Source organism: Arthrobacter sp. CDRTa11 (genome assembly GCF_026427775.1).
GTDB lineage: Bacteria > Actinomycetota > Actinomycetes > Actinomycetales > Micrococcaceae > Arthrobacter.
In genome coordinates, this window is the sequence record NZ_CP044532.1 from 2,861,553 (window position 1) to 2,877,436 (window position 15,884).

At 64.6% G+C, this 15,884-nt stretch carries 17 protein-coding genes; 10 read left to right on the forward strand and 7 right to left on the reverse strand.

Annotated elements, in window-relative coordinates; genetic code table 11:
- Position 1: 1 nt before the first annotated feature.
- Together F8G81_RS12775 and F8G81_RS12780 are read right to left on the reverse strand one after the other, a co-directional pair.
- The gene (locus tag F8G81_RS12775; protein ID WP_267275109.1) at positions 2-802 is read right to left on the reverse strand and encodes an ABC transporter permease; all 801 of its coding nucleotides are present in this window, start codon (positions 800-802) and stop codon (positions 2-4) included.
- Positions 799-1,767, reverse strand: coding sequence for an ABC transporter ATP-binding protein (locus F8G81_RS12780; protein WP_267275110.1), 969 nt, complete (start codon positions 1,765-1,767; stop codon positions 799-801). The genes F8G81_RS12775 and F8G81_RS12780 overlap by 4 nt, the downstream gene beginning before the upstream one ends.
- Positions 1,768-1,874: 107 nt before the next feature.
- On the opposite strand from F8G81_RS12780, the gene F8G81_RS12785 reads away from it, so the two are divergent.
- From F8G81_RS12785 to F8G81_RS12810, 6 genes are all read left to right on the forward strand, one after another.
- Entirely contained in the window at positions 1,875-2,714 is an 840-nt protein-coding gene (locus tag F8G81_RS12785) for a helix-turn-helix transcriptional regulator (protein WP_416377050.1), read from the forward strand.
- A complete protein-coding gene (sufB, locus tag F8G81_RS12790; RefSeq protein ID WP_066291204.1) occupies positions 2,714-4,177 on the forward strand; it encodes a Fe-S cluster assembly protein SufB in 1,464 nt (487 codons plus the stop codon). Before F8G81_RS12785 ends, sufB begins: the two co-directional genes overlap by 1 nt.
- Before the next feature lie 2 nt (positions 4,178-4,179).
- Complete coding sequence (sufD, locus tag F8G81_RS12795) at positions 4,180-5,466, forward strand: Fe-S cluster assembly protein SufD (RefSeq protein ID WP_267275112.1); 1,287 nt, start codon at positions 4,180-4,182, stop codon at positions 5,464-5,466.
- A gap of 17 nt (positions 5,467-5,483) precedes the next feature.
- Positions 5,484-5,843 carry a non-heme iron oxygenase ferredoxin subunit gene (locus F8G81_RS12800; protein WP_267275113.1) on the forward strand — a complete coding sequence of 120 codons (360 nt, stop codon included), beginning with the start codon at positions 5,484-5,486 and terminating at the stop codon, positions 5,841-5,843.
- Between the two features lie 107 nt (positions 5,844-5,950).
- Positions 5,951-6,742 (forward strand): Fe-S cluster assembly ATPase SufC, encoded by a 792-nt coding sequence (sufC, locus tag F8G81_RS12805; RefSeq protein WP_267275114.1) that lies wholly within the window; start codon positions 5,951-5,953, stop codon positions 6,740-6,742.
- A 12-nt stretch (positions 6,743-6,754) separates the two neighbouring features.
- Positions 6,755-7,087 carry a metal-sulfur cluster assembly factor gene (locus F8G81_RS12810; protein WP_267275115.1) on the forward strand — a complete coding sequence of 111 codons (333 nt, stop codon included), beginning with the start codon at positions 6,755-6,757 and terminating at the stop codon, positions 7,085-7,087.
- A gap of 120 nt (positions 7,088-7,207) precedes the next feature.
- Here the strand turns inward: F8G81_RS12810 and F8G81_RS12815 are convergent, their stop codons facing one another.
- Positions 7,208-8,086 (reverse strand): neutral zinc metallopeptidase, encoded by an 879-nt coding sequence (locus F8G81_RS12815; protein WP_267275116.1) that lies wholly within the window; start codon positions 8,084-8,086, stop codon positions 7,208-7,210.
- Between the two features lie 61 nt (positions 8,087-8,147).
- Here F8G81_RS12815 and F8G81_RS12820 point away from each other — a divergent pair, with 61 nt between their 5' ends.
- Positions 8,148-9,554 carry a class I adenylate-forming enzyme family protein gene (locus tag F8G81_RS12820; protein WP_267275117.1) on the forward strand — a complete coding sequence of 469 codons (1,407 nt, stop codon included), beginning with the start codon at positions 8,148-8,150 and terminating at the stop codon, positions 9,552-9,554.
- On the forward strand, positions 9,544-10,728 hold the full coding sequence (locus F8G81_RS12825; protein WP_267275118.1) for a thiolase family protein: 1,185 nt from the start codon (positions 9,544-9,546) through the stop codon (positions 10,726-10,728). The genes F8G81_RS12820 and F8G81_RS12825 overlap by 11 nt, the downstream gene beginning before the upstream one ends.
- Before the next feature lie 72 nt (positions 10,729-10,800).
- Here F8G81_RS12825 and F8G81_RS12830 read toward each other — a convergent pair whose 3' ends face one another.
- The 4 genes from F8G81_RS12830 to F8G81_RS12845 form a co-directional block, all read right to left on the reverse strand.
- Complete coding sequence (locus tag F8G81_RS12830) at positions 10,801-11,424, reverse strand: energy-coupling factor transporter transmembrane component T family protein (RefSeq protein ID WP_267275119.1); 624 nt, start codon at positions 11,422-11,424, stop codon at positions 10,801-10,803.
- A complete protein-coding gene (locus F8G81_RS12835; protein ID WP_267275120.1) occupies positions 11,421-12,137 on the reverse strand; it encodes an energy-coupling factor ABC transporter ATP-binding protein in 717 nt (238 codons plus the stop codon). Before F8G81_RS12835 ends, F8G81_RS12830 begins: the two co-directional genes overlap by 4 nt.
- Before the next feature lie 11 nt (positions 12,138-12,148).
- Entirely contained in the window at positions 12,149-12,778 is a 630-nt protein-coding gene (locus F8G81_RS12840) for a biotin transporter BioY (RefSeq protein WP_267275121.1), read from the reverse strand.
- Positions 12,779-12,961: 183 nt separating this feature from the next.
- Positions 12,962-13,171 (reverse strand): hypothetical protein, encoded by a 210-nt coding sequence (locus F8G81_RS12845; RefSeq protein WP_267275122.1) that lies wholly within the window; start codon positions 13,169-13,171, stop codon positions 12,962-12,964.
- A 184-nt stretch (positions 13,172-13,355) separates the two neighbouring features.
- Here F8G81_RS12845 and F8G81_RS12850 point away from each other — a divergent pair, with 184 nt between their 5' ends.
- Positions 13,356-14,090 (forward strand): GAF and ANTAR domain-containing protein, encoded by a 735-nt coding sequence (locus F8G81_RS12850; protein ID WP_267275123.1) that lies wholly within the window; start codon positions 13,356-13,358, stop codon positions 14,088-14,090.
- A gap of 193 nt (positions 14,091-14,283) precedes the next feature.
- Positions 14,284-15,882, forward strand: a complete 1,599-nt coding sequence (locus F8G81_RS12855) for an ABC-F family ATP-binding cassette domain-containing protein (protein ID WP_267275124.1) — start codon at positions 14,284-14,286, stop codon at positions 15,880-15,882.
- The last annotated feature ends 2 nt before the right edge of the window (positions 15,883-15,884 follow it).

The following is a 15,884-nucleotide window of genomic DNA, read 5'->3' on the forward strand; positions in this document are numbered from 1 at the left end:
CTCAATTCCACTTGAACCAACGGATGGCTGCGGCCCCGCCAAGGATGGTCCAGGACAGCAGGATAAGCGCGGCGCCGCCATTGAGCGTGCCGTGCAGGAATGCTTCGCGCAAGGCTTCGCCCAGGGCGCCGGAAGGCAGGTAATGCACCACTGCCTGTGCCGCGTCCGGGAGCCGTACGGCAGGGATAACTATCCCGCCCAGGGCGCCGAGCAGGATCCACAGCAGGTTGGTGATGGCCAGCGTGGCCTCGGGCCGTACCGTCCCGGCAACCAGAAGTCCCAGTGCGGTAAACGCCGCGGCGCCCAGGACAAGAAGGGAAATGCCGGGAAGCCAGCCCGCGGCGGGAGGCTGCCAGCCCAACGGCAGGGCAACGGCCGTGACCACGCCGATCTGCAGGGCCAGCACCACAAGGACCGCCAGCACCTTGCCGGCGATAAGGCCGACGCGCCCCAGCGGAGTGGTGGAGAGGAACCGAAGCACGCCGTAGCGCCTGTCGAACCCTGTGGAAATTCCCTGGCCCGTAAATGCCGTGGACATGGCACAGAGCGCCAGGATGCCCGGGACTGCCACGTTGATCCGGCTCGCCCCCAGCCCGTCGAGCAACGGGGTGACCGTCAGGCCAACCAACGCAAGGAGTGGCAGCACAACTGCCAGGATGAGCTGTTCGCCGTTGCGGATCATGGTCAGGGACTCGTACTTGCCCTGCAGCAGGATGCGGCGAAGCAGCGGGGCGGCAGCCGGCGGCGACGCGGAGCGGTTGCCCGGGGATGCCGGGACGGTAACCGTGGGCAGACCGTTCATCGGATCTCCTTTCCGGAAATGTCAAGGAAAACGTCTTCGAGGCTGCGCGCCTCAAGGCTCATGGAACCGGGCATCACACCATGGGCGGCCCACCAGGTTGCCAACGAGGCAAGATCCTGGGGGGTGAGGGCTCCGGTGGCGACGTAGCTGCCGGCACGCGTCTCACTGACCGCGATGGCTTCGGGGAGGACACCGGCAAAGTCCAGGCCCGCAGGGGCCTCAAAGAAGAGCGTCCGCACGTGGTCAACGCCGTCCTCGACAGCGGGATCCCGCTGGAGCAGCTGGGACACAGTGCCTTCCGCCACGTTCCTGCCGGCGTCGATGATGTAGACGTAGTCCGCCAGCCGTTGGGCGTCGTCCATCAGGTGGGTAGTCAGGACGATGCCCATCCCGCCGTCCCGCAGCTCCGAGATCAGTTCAAACACCAGCTGCCGGGACTGGGGATCAAGTCCTGCGCTGGGCTCGTCGAGGAACAGGACCTCGGGGTTTCCGATCAGCGCCGCGGCAAGTGCCAGCCGCTGCTTCTGTCCGCCGGAAAGGCGGCGGACGGTGGTCCGGCTGAATCCGTCGATCCCCAACCGCTCCACCAGCTCATGGACCGGCCGTGGGCGCGAATACATGCCCGCGATGTGTTTCAGCAGGGGGATCGGACGGGCCGACGGCGGGAGGCCGCCGTCCTGGAGCATGATCCCTACCCGGGAGCGGAGTTCGGCGCCCGCACGGGCGGGATCCTCGCCCAGCAGGGAAATAGTCCCGCCGCTGCGCTTTTGAAGGCCCTGGGCGCATTCAATGGTGGTGGTTTTTCCGGCGCCGTTCGCGCCAAGGAGGGCAGTAACCTGGCCCCGCTCAGCAACCAGCGAAACACCGCTGACCACACGGAGCATTTTTCCATCCAGGGCGGCCAGCGGACCAACATCCTTAATTAACCCGCTGATGGACAGAACCGGGGATTTGGGGGAACGCACCCCAGCATTCTACGCGATGTAGTACTGCACCGGTTTTGTTTCGATGCCATACGCAGGCCAGCCTCACCTTACTGGAAGGGGGGACTAAATTACGACATGATTGTGTTGTGTATTCCATGACCAATGCTTCTGCTGTGCCTTTTGCCGGGCACGGGGCGCCGCGGACCACCGAGGGCGGCCATCTCGCTGCCGTGCCGGTGGCTGACGCGGACGAGCGCACCCGGGACCGTGTCCTGGGCGCCGTCCTGGAGCACGGGCCCATCAGCGCGGCCGAGCTCGGTGACATGCTCGGGTTTACCCCGGCCGCCGTCCGCCGTCACCTGGATCACCTCTCCCGCAGCGGTGTCATTGAGGTCAAGCGCGTGGCCAGGGCCGGTGCCGGAGCGGGCCGGCCGGCCCGCCGGTACGTCCTCAGTTCCCAAGGGCAATCGACTCTCGGCAACGACTACCTGGATATCGCCACCCTGGCACTCAAGCAGCTCCAGCAAATGGGCGGCGAAGCAGCGGTGCGGGAATTCGCCGTCGAGCGTTTTGCTGACATGGAGCGCCGGTATGCGCCGGAGATCGAAAAGGCCGGTCCGGATATCACCGCCCGGGCCCGTGCGCTGTCCGCCGCCCTCAGCCGGGACGGTTTTGTGGCGTCGGCCGCCTCGATCGAGGCCAAAGCCCCGCTGCCCGCGGCGCTTTCCAGCGTCCAGCTCTGCCAGGGGCACTGCCCCATCCAGCAGCTGGCAGCCCATTTCCCCGTCTTCTGCGATGTCGAGACCGAGGTCTTTGCCCGGCTCGTAGGCGTGGACGTGCGCCGTCTGTCCACCCTGGCACGCGGCGGACACGTCTGTACCACCCACATACCTACAGGCAGGCTGGCTGCTATGGGACCCCAAATCCCGGTAGCCGCCCCCGCCAGCCTGAATGAAGTAAACAACCATCAGCAAGAAAGGCCGTGATGACGGACCAACTATCAGAGAAAGCGGTAGCCGAAGACACTGTGATCTCGGAGATTCTGGAAAAGAATCCTGAGCTTCACGGCATCGGCACGTACGAGTACGGATGGTCCGACAAGAACGATGTCGGCGCCAACGCCCGCCGCGGTATCAGCGACGAGGTTGTCCGCGATATTTCGGACAAGAAGAGCGAGCCGCAATGGATGCTGGACCTTCGCCTGAAGGGCCTGAAGTACTTCGACCGCAAGCCCATGCCCACCTGGGGTGCAGACCTCTCCGGCATCGACTTTGACAACATCAAGTACTTCGTCCGGTCCACTGAGAAGCAGGCCGCCACGTGGGAAGACCTGCCCGAGGACATCCGGAACACCTACGAAAAACTGGGTATCCCGGAAGCTGAGCGCAGCCGCCTGGTCTCAGGTGTGGCCGCACAGTACGAGTCCGAAGTTGTGTACCACCAGATCCGTGAAGACCTGGAAGCACAGGGCGTTATCTTCCTGGACACCGACACGGCACTGCGCGAGCACCCGGAGATCTTCCAGGAGTACTTCGGCACCGTCATTCCGGTGGGCGACAACAAGTTCGCTTCCCTGAACACCGCAGTCTGGTCCGGCGGATCCTTTGTGTACGTCCCCAAGGGCGTCCACGTGGACATTCCGCTGCAGGCATACTTCCGCATCAACACGGAAAACATGGGCCAGTTCGAGCGCACGCTGATCATCGCCGACGAGGACTCCTACGTCCACTACATCGAAGGCTGCACGGCTCCGATCTACACCTCGGATTCGCTGCACTCCGCCGTGGTGGAAATCATCGTCAAGAAGGGCGCCCGCGTCCGTTACACCACCATCCAGAACTGGTCCACCAACGTGTACAACCTGGTGACCAAGCGTGCCATCTGCGAAGAAGGCGCCACCATGGAATGGGTTGACGGCAACATCGGTTCCAAGGTCACCATGAAGTACCCGGCCGTGTACCTGGTGGGCGAGCACGCCAAGGGCGAGACCCTGTCCATCGCCTTCGCCGGCGCCGGCCAGCACCAGGACACCGGCTCCAAGATGGTGCACATCGCGCCGAATACCAAGAGTTCCATCATTTCCAAGTCTGTTGCCCGCGGCGGCGGCCGTGCAGCCTACCGCGGACTGGTCCAGGTCCGCGAAGGTGCCAAGCACTCTGCCAACACCGTCCGCTGCGACGCCCTGCTGGTGGACACCATCAGCCGCTCGGACACCTACCCGTACATCGACATCCGCGAGGATGACGTTGTCATGGGCCACGAAGCAACCGTTTCACGGGTCAGCGAAGAGCAGCTCTTCTACCTGATGTCCCGCGGCATGCGCGAAGACGAAGCCATGGCGATGATCGTCCGCGGCTTCATCGAACCAATTGCCCGCGAACTCCCGATGGAGTACGCACTTGAGCTGAACCGCCTGATTGAACTGCAGATGGAAGGGTCCGTCGGATAACGATGACTGAAATCACTACTGAAAAGGCGCGCATCGGCGCGCCCTCAGCCCAGCCGTTTATTAACGGTTTCACCGAAGAGGGCGAAAGCCTGTCACCGATCAACGCGGCCGCCTCCAAGGCCCCGCTTGCAGGTGAAGCGGTTAAGAGCCATTCACATGGCGGCGGCGTTGGTATCCCGGACAGCTCACGCGCCGGCCGCCTGACCTCGTACAACCTGGCCGACTTCAAGCCGCTCACCGGCTTGGAAGAGGACTGGCGGTTCACGCCGCTCAAGCGGCTGCGCGGACTTCACAGCGAAGTCCTCGCGGGGGCGGCTCCGGCCGTTACCGTCAGCGGCCCGGACCGGATCCAGGTGGAGACGGTGGCCCGCGGTGACAAACGCATTGGTTCTGCCGGCATCCCGGAGGACCGTGTGTCCGCCAACGCCTGGGAGAACTTCAGCGAAGCCACCGTCATCACCGTCCCGGCCGAGTTCGAGGCTGATACGGAAATCTCGGTCCTCATCACCGGCCAGTCGACAGAAGCGGCCGCCCAGCACCTGCTGATCGTGGCTGAAAAGTTCTCCAAGTCTGTTGTGGTCCTGGATCACCAGGGCTCGGCTGTGGTCTCCGAAAACGTTGAAATCGTTGTTGAAGACGGCGCCGACCTCACCGTTGTCTCCCTCCAGGAATGGAACGACGACGCCGTCCACGCCTCCTCCCAGCAGGCGAAAATCGGCCGTGACGCCAAGCTCAAGCACGTGGTGGTCAGCCTCGGCGGAGACCTCGTCCGGGTGACCCCCTCGGCCCGCTTCACCGCCCCCGGCGGCGAGGCTGAAATGTTCGGCCTGTACTTCGCCGACGCCGGCCAGCACCTGGAGCAGCGGCTGTTCGTAGACCACGCTGTGGCCAACTGCACCTCCAACGTCCTGTACAAGGGCGCCCTGCAGGGCAGGAACGCGCACGCAGTGTGGGTTGGCGACGTCCTGATCCGCAAGGAAGCCGAAGGCACCGACAGCTACGAGGCCAACCGCAACCTTCTGCTCACCGACGGCGCGCGCGCCGACTCGGTTCCGAACCTGGAAATTGAAACAGGCCTGATCAAGGGTGCCGGCCACGCCAGCGCCACGGGGCGCCTGGACGACGAGCACCTGTTCTACCTCATGGCCCGCGGCATCCCCGAGGATGTTGCGCGCCGCCTGGTAGTCCGCGGCTTCCTCTACGAGATCATCCAGCAGATCAAGGTTCCGGCCCTCGAAGAGCGGCTCACGGATGCTGTTGAGCGCGAGCTCGCCGTGACCAACAACTAGACGGCACAGGACTACAGATGACTGACCAGCCAAAGGGCGAATTCGTCTGCAAGGTCGATGAAATCCAGCTCAAGCAGGCGCTGCGGATCCTGATCGATGACTACCCCGTAGCCATCGTCAAGGACTCCATGGGCGAGATCCACGCCATCGGCGACACCTGCTCGCACGCGGACATCTCTTTGTCCGAGGGCGAGGTGGAAGGCTGCATGATCGAGTGCTGGGGCCACGGCTCCCAGTTCGACCTGAGAAGCGGGGAACCGCTGCAGCTTCCGGCGTATGATCCGGTCCCGGTGTTCGCCGTCGAGATCGTCGGGGATGAGGTCTACGTGGACTTCACCAACGTGGTCAACGGCGCGGAAGCCCCCAACTTTGGCTAGCAGCCACCTTGCCTGAGGCAAACAACAACAGCACCAGCAACAGAACCAACTTCCAGACTAAGACCGCACCGCAGCCGGAAGGCGCGGGGCAAAGGAGAACAAGACACATGTCTACTCTTGAGATCAAGGACCTGCACGTCAGCATTGACACTGAGCAGGGCACCAAGGAGATCCTGAAGGGCGTCAGCCTGACCATCAAGACCGGCCAGACCCACGCCATCATGGGACCCAACGGCTCCGGCAAGTCCACGCTGGCCTCCACCATCGCCGGCCACCCCCGCTACAACGTCACCAGCGGCTCCATCACCCTCGACGGCGAAGACGTCCTGGCCATGAGCGTTGACGAGCGCGCCCGCGCCGGCGTGTTCCTGGCCATGCAGTACCCCGTGGAGGTCCCCGGTGTCAGCATGACCAACTTCCTGCGCACCGCCAAGACCGCCATCGACGGCGAAGCTCCCAAGCTGCGCACCTGGACCAAGGAAGTCAAGGATGCCATGCAGAAGCTGCGCATCGATGCCGATTTCGCCCAGCGCAACGTCAACGAAGGCTTCTCCGGCGGCGAGAAGAAGCGTGTGGAGATCCTGCAGCTGGAACTCTTCAAGCCGAAGTTCGCCATCCTGGACGAGACCGACTCCGGCCTGGACGTCGACGCGCTGAAGGTCGTCTCCGAGGGTGTCAACCGCGCACACGCCGAGGGCAACATGGGCACGCTGCTCATCACGCACTACACGCGCATCCTGCGCTACATCAAGCCGGACTTCGTCCACGTGTTTGTTGACGGCCAGGTTGTCGAAGAAGGCGGCCCCGAGCTGGCTGACCGCCTCGAAGAAGAAGGCTACGACCGCTACGCCAAGGGCGCCGGCGCTGCCTCCATCGCCGCAGCAACGGCACAGGCTTAGTAAGGACCTGCCATGACCGAAATCGATTCGGCCCGCACGGGCCTCGAAGACGTCGAAGAAGCACTCAAGGACGTCATCGACCCCGAGCTCGGCGTTAACATCGTTGACCTCGGGCTGCTGTATGGCCTGAAGTACTCAGACGACGACGGCGCCCTGTTGATCGACATGACGCTGACCACGGCCGCCTGCCCGCTCACCGATGTCATCGAGGAGCAGGTGGGCAAGGCCCTGGACGGCATCGTGGACGACTGGCGCCTGAACTGGGTATGGATGCCGCCATGGGGTCCGGAGCGGATCACCGACGACGGCAAGGACCAGATGCGGGCCCTCGGCTTCAACATCTGACCCTTCACGCAAGTACGACGACGGACGGCACCTTCCCAGCGAAGGTGCCGTCCGTTGTCGTCCGGTTTTAAGAAGTCCGGCTTTAAGAATAAGTACGGATTTAAGGACCAGTACGGTGGATCAGAGGGTGGCCGCCGAGAACGTGTCGCACTGGTTGATGTCGCCGGTCTGATACCCCAGGGAGAACCACTTTTGCCGCTGCTCACTGGATCCATGGGTCCAGGCTTCCGGCGTCACCCTTCCAGTGGCGGCCTGCTGGATCCGGTCATCGCCCACTGCCGATGCTGCCGACAGGGCGTCGTTCAGATCCTGCTGGGTAATGGGCTCCAGGAAGGGCTGGCCGTCGGGTCCCGGCTGGGTGGAGGCATGCTTGACCCAGAGGCCGGCATAGCAGTCGGCCTGGAGTTCCACGCGGACAGCGCCCGATTCAGGCCCCTGTGGATCCTGCTGGGCGCGGTCAAGGTATCCCAGCACATTCTGGATGTGGTGGCCGAACTCGTGGGCAACCACATACTCCTGGGCCAGGGGGCCGCCCGAGGACCCAAACCTGTCCACCAGGTCCTGGAAGAATCCGGGATCAAAGTAGGCAGTGGTGTCCGCGGGGCAATAGAACGGGCCCACAGCGCTGGACGCCGTCCCGCAACCGGTGCTGACGGCGTCGTCGAAGATGACCGTTTCCGGCTGGGGGTACTGCACGTTGTAGTTCCGGAGGTAACCGGGCCAGAAAGCGTTGAGGCTGTTGACAGTCCCGGTGATCCGGCAGTCCAGGCGTGCGTCCGCGTCGGCTCCCGTTTTGCACGCGGGCGCGGTACCCTGGCTCTGCGGATCGGGCGCCGCGCCGCCCAGCCCCTCCAGCAGTTGCGGATTCACGCCGAGAAGCAAGGCGACCAGGAGGATGAGCCCGCCCCCGATGCCACCGCCCACTTTAGCCCCGCGGCCCATGCCACGGCGGTCCTGCACTTGCGAGGGGTCCAGCTGGACATTGTCATTGAAACTCATAGAGTCACAATAGTCCTCGCGCTTGGGTGGCAGCCGGTGTCTGGCCGGTAAAGTTGATCTGATGCCTTTCTTGAACAGAATCCAGCGCTGGGCCGAAGAGCGGCCGCACGACACCGCCGTCGTGGTCGAAGGCAAACGCCTGGACTGGCTGACACTCCGGGATGCCGCCGCAGCAGCAGTGGCCGGTTCTGCTGGCGTAACGGTCCTTGCTGAGGCCAACTCTGTGGACTTCGCCATCAGGTTCGCGGCGGGTGTTGCGGGGGAACGGCAATGCGCCGTCCTGGATCCGGCGTGGCCGGCCCTGCTGCGCGAGGAGATCCATCAGCGGCTCCGCGTATCCAAGCAACCGCCTGCCGTGTCCGGGGAAGACCCGCTGGCTGACGGTTCACCCGACTCCACCTTCCTGATCGGGCTCACCTCGGGAACCACCTCGGTGCCCAAGGCCTTCACCAGGTCGCGGCGGTCCTGGCAGCAGTCCTTTGACGCCTCGATCGAGTTCTTTGGCCTCCGGCAGGACGACGTGACGCTGGCGCCCGGCCCGCTCGCTGCCAGCCTCAACCTCTACGCCCTGGCCGAGTGCCTCTACGCCGGTTCGGAATTCCAGACCCTCGAACATTTCGATGTTGGTGACGTTCACGCTGCCATAGCGCACGACGGCGTGACCCGGCTGGTGCTGGTTCCCACCATGCTTCGGCTGCTGAGCGAGCGCGGGCTGACAGGCTGTGTTGATGCGTCCGGTGTCCGCACCATCATCTGCGCCGGCTCGAAGCTCGACGCGCGTACGCTGGAAGCGGCCCGCCGCTGGGCTCCCCATGCCACCATCTTCGAATACTATGGCGCGTCCGAACTCAGCTTCGTTTCGGGGACAGGCCTCCCTGCGGGAGAGTTGCCTGATGCCGGCGGAACCGGGATCGGACACCCGTTTCCCGGTGTGGAGGTACGGATCCTGGACGACGCCGGAGCGCCCCTGGCGGATGGCGCCGCGGGAAATATCTGCGTGCGCAGCCCGATGGTGAGCAACGGCTACCTCTGGGGTGACGACGGCGAGGCCCTGCGCTCTTTCGACGGCTGGTACACGGTGGGGGACCAGGGTTACCTGGCGGATGGTGAACTGCACATCCTGGGCCGCCGCGCCGACATGATCCTGACCTCCGGAAAGAACGTTTATCCGCACGAGGTGGAGCTTGCGCTGGCTTCCGTGCCGGGCGTCGCCGCTGCGGTCGCGGCCGGGATGCCGGACGACCTCAGGGGTCAGCGGGTGGTGGCCGGGGTCCTGCCCTCGCACGGCGGAATCACGGCCACGCAGCTCAGGGCAGGACTGGAAAACATCCTGTCCCGGGATAAACGGCCCCTGCAGTATTTTGCGCTGACCGAACTCCCCACCACCGATCGCGGCAAGGTCAGCCGGAACATGTTCCTCGAATGGATCGGCTCGCAGGACCAAAGGGCCCGGCACCTTGGCCACTGATCTCCTTCCCGAAGACCGGCAGCCAGTCATCATCGGTGCTCGCCGCACCCCAGTCTGCCGCGCGAACGGGGCCCTGAAGGAGCTGCGGGCACACCAGCTGCTGGCGCCTGTCCTGGCTCAGCTGCTTGCTGACAGCCGCATTCCGTCCGGGGCCGTCACCGATGTTGTGATCGGCAACGCGGTGGGCGGCGGTGGAAATGTGGCCCGGCTCGCCCTGCTGGAGGCGGGCCTTCCTGTCAGCGTCCCGGGCGTCACCGTGGACCGGCAGTGCGGCTCGGGGCTGGATGCCATCGTGCTGGCCTCCAGGCTGGTGGCCGCCGGGGGCGGTCCCGTCTATCTGGCCGGGGGAGTGGAAAGCATCAGCACCGCGCCGCTGCGCGCACACCGGAACGACGACGGCGGGCCTGACTTCTTTTCCCGGGCGCAGTTTGTGCCGCACAGCTTTGGTGACCCCGACATGGGTGTGGCTGCCGAGAACGTCGCAGCCAGGTTTTCGGTCAGCCGGGAGAGCCAGGATTCCTTTGCCCTGCGGAGCCATCAACGGGCAGTCGAAGCAGTCCAGGCGGGCCTGTTTACCGGCGAAATCACTCCGCTGGAAACGTCGTCCGGGACCATCAGTACTGATGACGGCCCACGTCCGCGGCTGACTGCCGGCGTCCTGGGCAGGTTCCCGGCAGCCTTTGTGGATCAGGGAACTGTCACCGCCGGGAACTCATGCTTCGACGCGGATGCGGCGTCCGCCGTCGTGATCACGTCCTTGGAGCGTGCACGGGAATTGCGCGTGCCGGACGGCCTGCTGGTTCTGGCCACTGAGACTGTGGGTGTGGAACCGCGGCTGCTGGGAATCGGGGCTGCGATGGCCGCGGAAAAGCTTCTTGCGGCCAGGGCTTTGTCTGTCGCGGCGCTGGGCCTGGTGGAGTTCAATGAGGCTTTTGCGTCGCAAGCACTTGCGTGCCTTGACCACCTTGGCGTTGATCCGCTTCTGGTGAATCACGACGGCGGTGCGCTGGCTTTGGGCCATGCGTACGGGGCGTCAGGGGCCGTGCTGGTGACGCGCCTGCTGGCTCAGGCAAGGCGGAAAGCCGAGGCAGGCTGCCTGGCCCTGGCCATAATCAGCATTGCCGGCGGCATGGGTACCGCGGCACTGCTGCAGTATGAGAAGTTTGCCGGCTGATCAAGCGCGTTCGGGTTTTCACGCTGTTCAGGGTTTTCAGGCTGTCCGTTTTCAGCGGCCGCTTTTCAGCCCTCATTCTTCGGGCTCGCCCAGTCCGCGGGCCGCCAGTGCCTCGCCGGTCTGCCTCGCGAACGCCACGGTGGTGATGATGACGGGCAGCACGAGGGCACGGGGGTTGCGCTCCAGCCCGCGGGCACGGGCGGAGTCCCGAACGTCGGCGAACGCGCCGGCAATGTAGGGGATGCTCCGCAGCATGATGGCGATGGTGAGGGCAAAGCGCTCGGGGTCGGCGCCAAAGCGGCGGAAGGGCCTGGCCAGGGAAACCACACCGTCCAGCAGCCGCTGCATCGGGGTGGTGGCTGTCAGCAGGGACGCCGCAACCACGCAGACCAGGATGTTCAGGACAATGCGTGCGGCGGTGGGGCCACCCAGCTGCCACCATTGGAACAGGCCGATCACCAGCAGTACCAGGATCAGCGGCCGGATGGCGGCGAGCAGCCTGAGCGCACCCGCGCCGGTCAGGAGAAACAGCCCGCACATCACGGCAAGGACCGCGGCGGACGCCAGCCAGTCGGCAATCAGGAACGACGACAGGCCACAGCCGATGACCAGCAGGAACTTGGCTGCCAGCGGTGCCCGGTGGATGACTGAGTTGCCGGGAACATAGTTGGCCAGCAGGAAGCCATGCCCCCTCACGGGGATGCCAGGCCGTTGGCGCAAAGCGCCCGGTACCCGTCCACCGCCTCGGCAGGGCCGCCGTCGAACACCACCCGGCCTGCTTCGACCACCAGCACACGGTCCATTTCCAGTGCCAAATCCAGGTCATGGGTGGACATGATGATCTGCTGGTCAAGAGCCGACAGCGTACGCCGCAGCAGCTCGCGGTTCCGCAGATCCAGCAGCGTTGAAGGCTCATCCAGTACCAGTACCGAAGGGTTTACGGCCAGAACGGCCGCGAGTGCCATCAGTTGGCGTTCTCCGCCGGAGAGCTCGTAGATGCTCTGGTCGGCGAGCGGGAGGATGCCGAACCGGTCCAGGGCGGCTTCCGCCTGGCGGCGCCGCTCCTGTCCGTTGCGGACCGGCCGGCGCAATGACAGTTCAACGTCCTCGCGTCCTGTGGGCATCACCAGTTGCGACAGCGGATCGGTGAAAACAAACCCGACCTGCCGGCGAACAGCACGGACGGCCCGGACAGTATCGGCGCCGTCCACACTGACCGAGCCCGAACTTGGCTGGACAAGCCCATTGATCAGGCGCAGCAGCGTGGACTTGCCGGAGCCGTTGGCCCCGATAACGCCGATCCGCTGTTCAGTCAGGTCCAACGTGACGTCCCGGAGGAGTGCTTTGGACTCATTCCGGCCTTCTACAGCCACCTCCACGCTGGCATGCTGGAATGAAATGCTGGCCATGGCTGGTAACCCTACGCCGCGATCCGCTTAACGCGGCGCACCAGCAGGTCAGGAAAGGCCCGGTGCAGGGCAACCGCGATCGCTGCCGCCAGGACGTTCTTGACGACGTCGCCGGGGTAGAAGATGAGGTCGGCAACAAAGGCCTCGCCCAGGGTCGCCTTGGTGTTCAGGGCAATCCCGGCAATCCCGAGGGTGTGCACCACAACAATGCTGGTTACCGTGGCTGCGGCGAAGAACCACAGCGCCCTGGCACGCGACGTGCGGCGGATAACCACTGTTGCCAGCCAGCCGACCACGGCCGCGGCGATGGGGAAGGCGATGATATAGCCTGCTGACGGTCCGGCGAGGATACCCAGGCCGCTGCGGCCCTGGCTGAAGATCGGCAGTCCAGCCAGCCCCAGGACCGTGTAGAGGCCGACGGCGGCGAAGCCGCGTCCAGGGCCCAGCATCAGTCCGGTGAGCATCACGGCGAGCGTCTGGAAGGTGATGGGAACGCCGAAGACATTGGCGGCGATGCCGGGAATCATGGCTGATGCTGCCACCAGCGCGGCGAAAACGGCGATCAGCCCAAGGTCCGTGGCGTTCCAGCGGGTGCGTTCACGGGCGGCGGTGCCGGAGACAGCAGTGTCAGTCTTGCTCATGGAAGTCCTGTCGGGGGTATACAAGCGGGGATAGGGGTCATCCTGACGTTACCGGCCCAGGAAAGCGGCCATTTTGTAGGCAACCTACTAACCGCGGGTCCCGCACCTGATGGCAGCCCACAAAAACGTCCGGGGCCAAGGCAGTGTCCCGGCACGGACACCCAAGGTATGTGTGCGGAAGCTTCAGCCGGTGTTTTCCAGAACCAGCTCATGAACCGCCGAGGCCAGGGCGTTCATGTCGAACCAGGCAACCGGCAACAGTTCATGGATAAAGGCATCAAAATCAAAGGGATGGCAATCCCCACCGTGGTTCCAGTACAGGATCCAGAGGTCAGTCAAGGCCACATCATCCCGCTGCAGCAGGATCCTCGCCGTGTGCCGCAGGTCTTCCATAACCAATCCTTGCTTCTGCTACCCGCACCCCACAAGACCGGCAACGGCATTGCTGCAATTTGTGAGGTGTGGGATGTCAAAATCCCGGGCCGGCAGGGGTTGCGGGAGTCGGCAGGCCTGCCGCGTTTCCTGCTGCAGTGGGCCGCTGTTGTAGCCGCACTCCTGCTCCAATAGATTGACCACTATGGATACACCTGAAGAGATGGACGACGTCGAACGGCTGCAGGACCTTGTTGCCGACATGGAAGACATCAAAGGGTTCCTCCAGGGCATGACGGGTCGGGCAGCCGCTGCAATGACCCGCGCCACGAACACACGCATTGAGTGTGCCGTTACGCTTCGGCGCCGCAAGCGCTCCGCGACGATCGCCGGTAGCAGCGATGATGCGGTCCTCCTGGACGGCATCGAACAGCGGCTCGGAGACGGGCCGTGCCTGCTGGCGGTGCGGACAGGCGTCCCGGTACTGCTGGGCGATGTATCATCCGATGCCCGCTGGCCGGAGTTCCGTGAAGAACTGGGGGATAAGGGCTTTCACAGCGCCCTGGGCATCCCCTTGGAAGTGGGCAGCAATGCGTCGGCCGTCCTGAATTTCTTCGCTGCCGAGAGGGGCGTCTTTACCCAGGAAACGATCGACGAGGCTGAGCGCTTCGGTGACGTGGCCGCGCGTGCGCTCCGCCTGGGCCTCAGGATCGCCGCCGCCGAGTTGCGCGCCCATGACCTCGCCTCGGCCATGGAGTCCAGGACCACCATCGACATGGCACGTGGCATCATCATGGCGCAGAACCGCTGCACGGGCGAAGAAGCCTTCGATATCCTGCGTCGCGTTTCAAGCACCCGAAACGAGAAGCTGCATGATGTTGCCGGTGGCGTCGTCGCCGGGGTTGCAGGACCGCCCAGGGCAATGCACTTCGAGCCGTGACGTACCGGCGGCCAGGCGGCCTTCCGGGCCACGGAAATCACGACGGCGGCAGGGCGGTTATGCAGTGAAGCTGCGGCCGGTAGACTTGTAAAGGCCGTTCTCTGGCCAATCTGCCCGTTTCTTCCAGATGCCCTCATCCCAGACGACATCCGTTGAGCCGTGGCGTTCCCCGTTGTGAAAGGCCTTACCTGCTGTGATTACCGTCCAGGATCTTGAATTGCGCGCCGGCGCCCGGCTCCTTATGGACCAGGTGAGCTTCCGCATCGACAAGGGAGACAAGATCGGCCTCGTGGGCCGAAACGGAGCAGGCAAGACCACCCTGACCCGCGTATTGGCCGGTGAAGGACTTCCAGCCGCCGGCAAAGTGACCCGCACCGGAGAGATCGGTTACCTTCCGCAGGATCCCCGCACCCCGGACATGGAGCAGCTTGCCCGCGACCGTATCCTGGCTGCCAGGGGGCTGGACATCGCCGTCGGCAAGCTCCGGCAGGCGCACGATGAGATGGCGAGCGAGGACGCCGACGTCCAGCGCAAGGCGATGAACCGCTACGACCGGCTGGAATCAGAGTTCCTGGCCGCCGGCGGCTACTCCGCTGAGGCCGAAGCCGCCGCCATCTGCTCCAACCTGGCACTGCCGGACCGTATCCTGAACCAGCCGCTTAAGACGCTATCTGGTGGGCAGCGCCGGCGTGTTGAACTGGCACGGATCCTGTACTCCGACGCCGAGACCATGCTGCTGGATGAACCTACCAACCACCTTGATGCGGACTCCATCGCGTGGCTCCGCGACTTCCTGAAAAACCATCAGGGCGGGCTCATTGTCATCAGCCACGATACCGAGCTCCTGGAAGCCACCGTCAACAAGGTCTTCCTGCTCGACGCCAACCGCGCCCAGATCGACTTCTACAACATGGACTGGAAGCGCTACCTCACCCAGCGGGAGACCGACGAACGAGCCCGCAAGCGGGAACGCGCCAACGCGGAAAAGAAGGCCCAGGTCCTGTTTGACCAGGCCAACAAGATGCGGGCCAAGGCCACCAAGGCAGTTGCGGCCCAGAACATGGCCAAGCGTGCCGAGCGGCTGCTCAGCGGGCTGGAAGCCGTCCGCGAAAACGACCGCGTGGCCGCCCTCCGCTTCCCGGATCCGTCACCCTGCGGCAAGACCCCGCTGACGGCAGAAGGCCTCAGCAAGTCCTACGGTTCCCTGGAGATCTTCACCGATGTGGATCTGGCGATCGACCGCGGTTCCAAGGTGGTTATCCTGGGCCTGAACGGCGCCGGAAAGACCACCCTGCTGCGCATGCTCGCCGGCGTGGACAAGCCCGACACCGGAGACATCATCCCTGGGCACGGGCTCAAGGTGGGCTACTATGCCCAGGAGCACGAAACCCTGGACGTCGACCGGACCGTCCTGCAGAACATGCGTTCTTCAGCGCCGGACATGCAGGACGCCGAAGTCCGCGGCATCCTTGGCTCGTTCCTGTTCTCCGGGGACGACGTCGACAAGCCGGCCGGCGTCCTTTCAGGTGGTGAGAAAACCCGCCTGGCCCTGGCCACCATTGTGGCTTCCAGCGCCAATGTGCTTCTGCTGGACGAACCCACGAACAACCTGGACCCTGCCAGCCGCGCCGAGATCCTGGGCGCCCTGCGCAACTACAGCGGCGCCGTGGTCCTTGTCAGCCACGACGAAGGCGCAGTGGAAGCACTGAATCCGGAGCGGGTAGTCCTCCTGCCGGACGGCGTCGAGGACCTCTGGAACGAGGACTACCTGGACCTCATCACACTGGCCTAGGC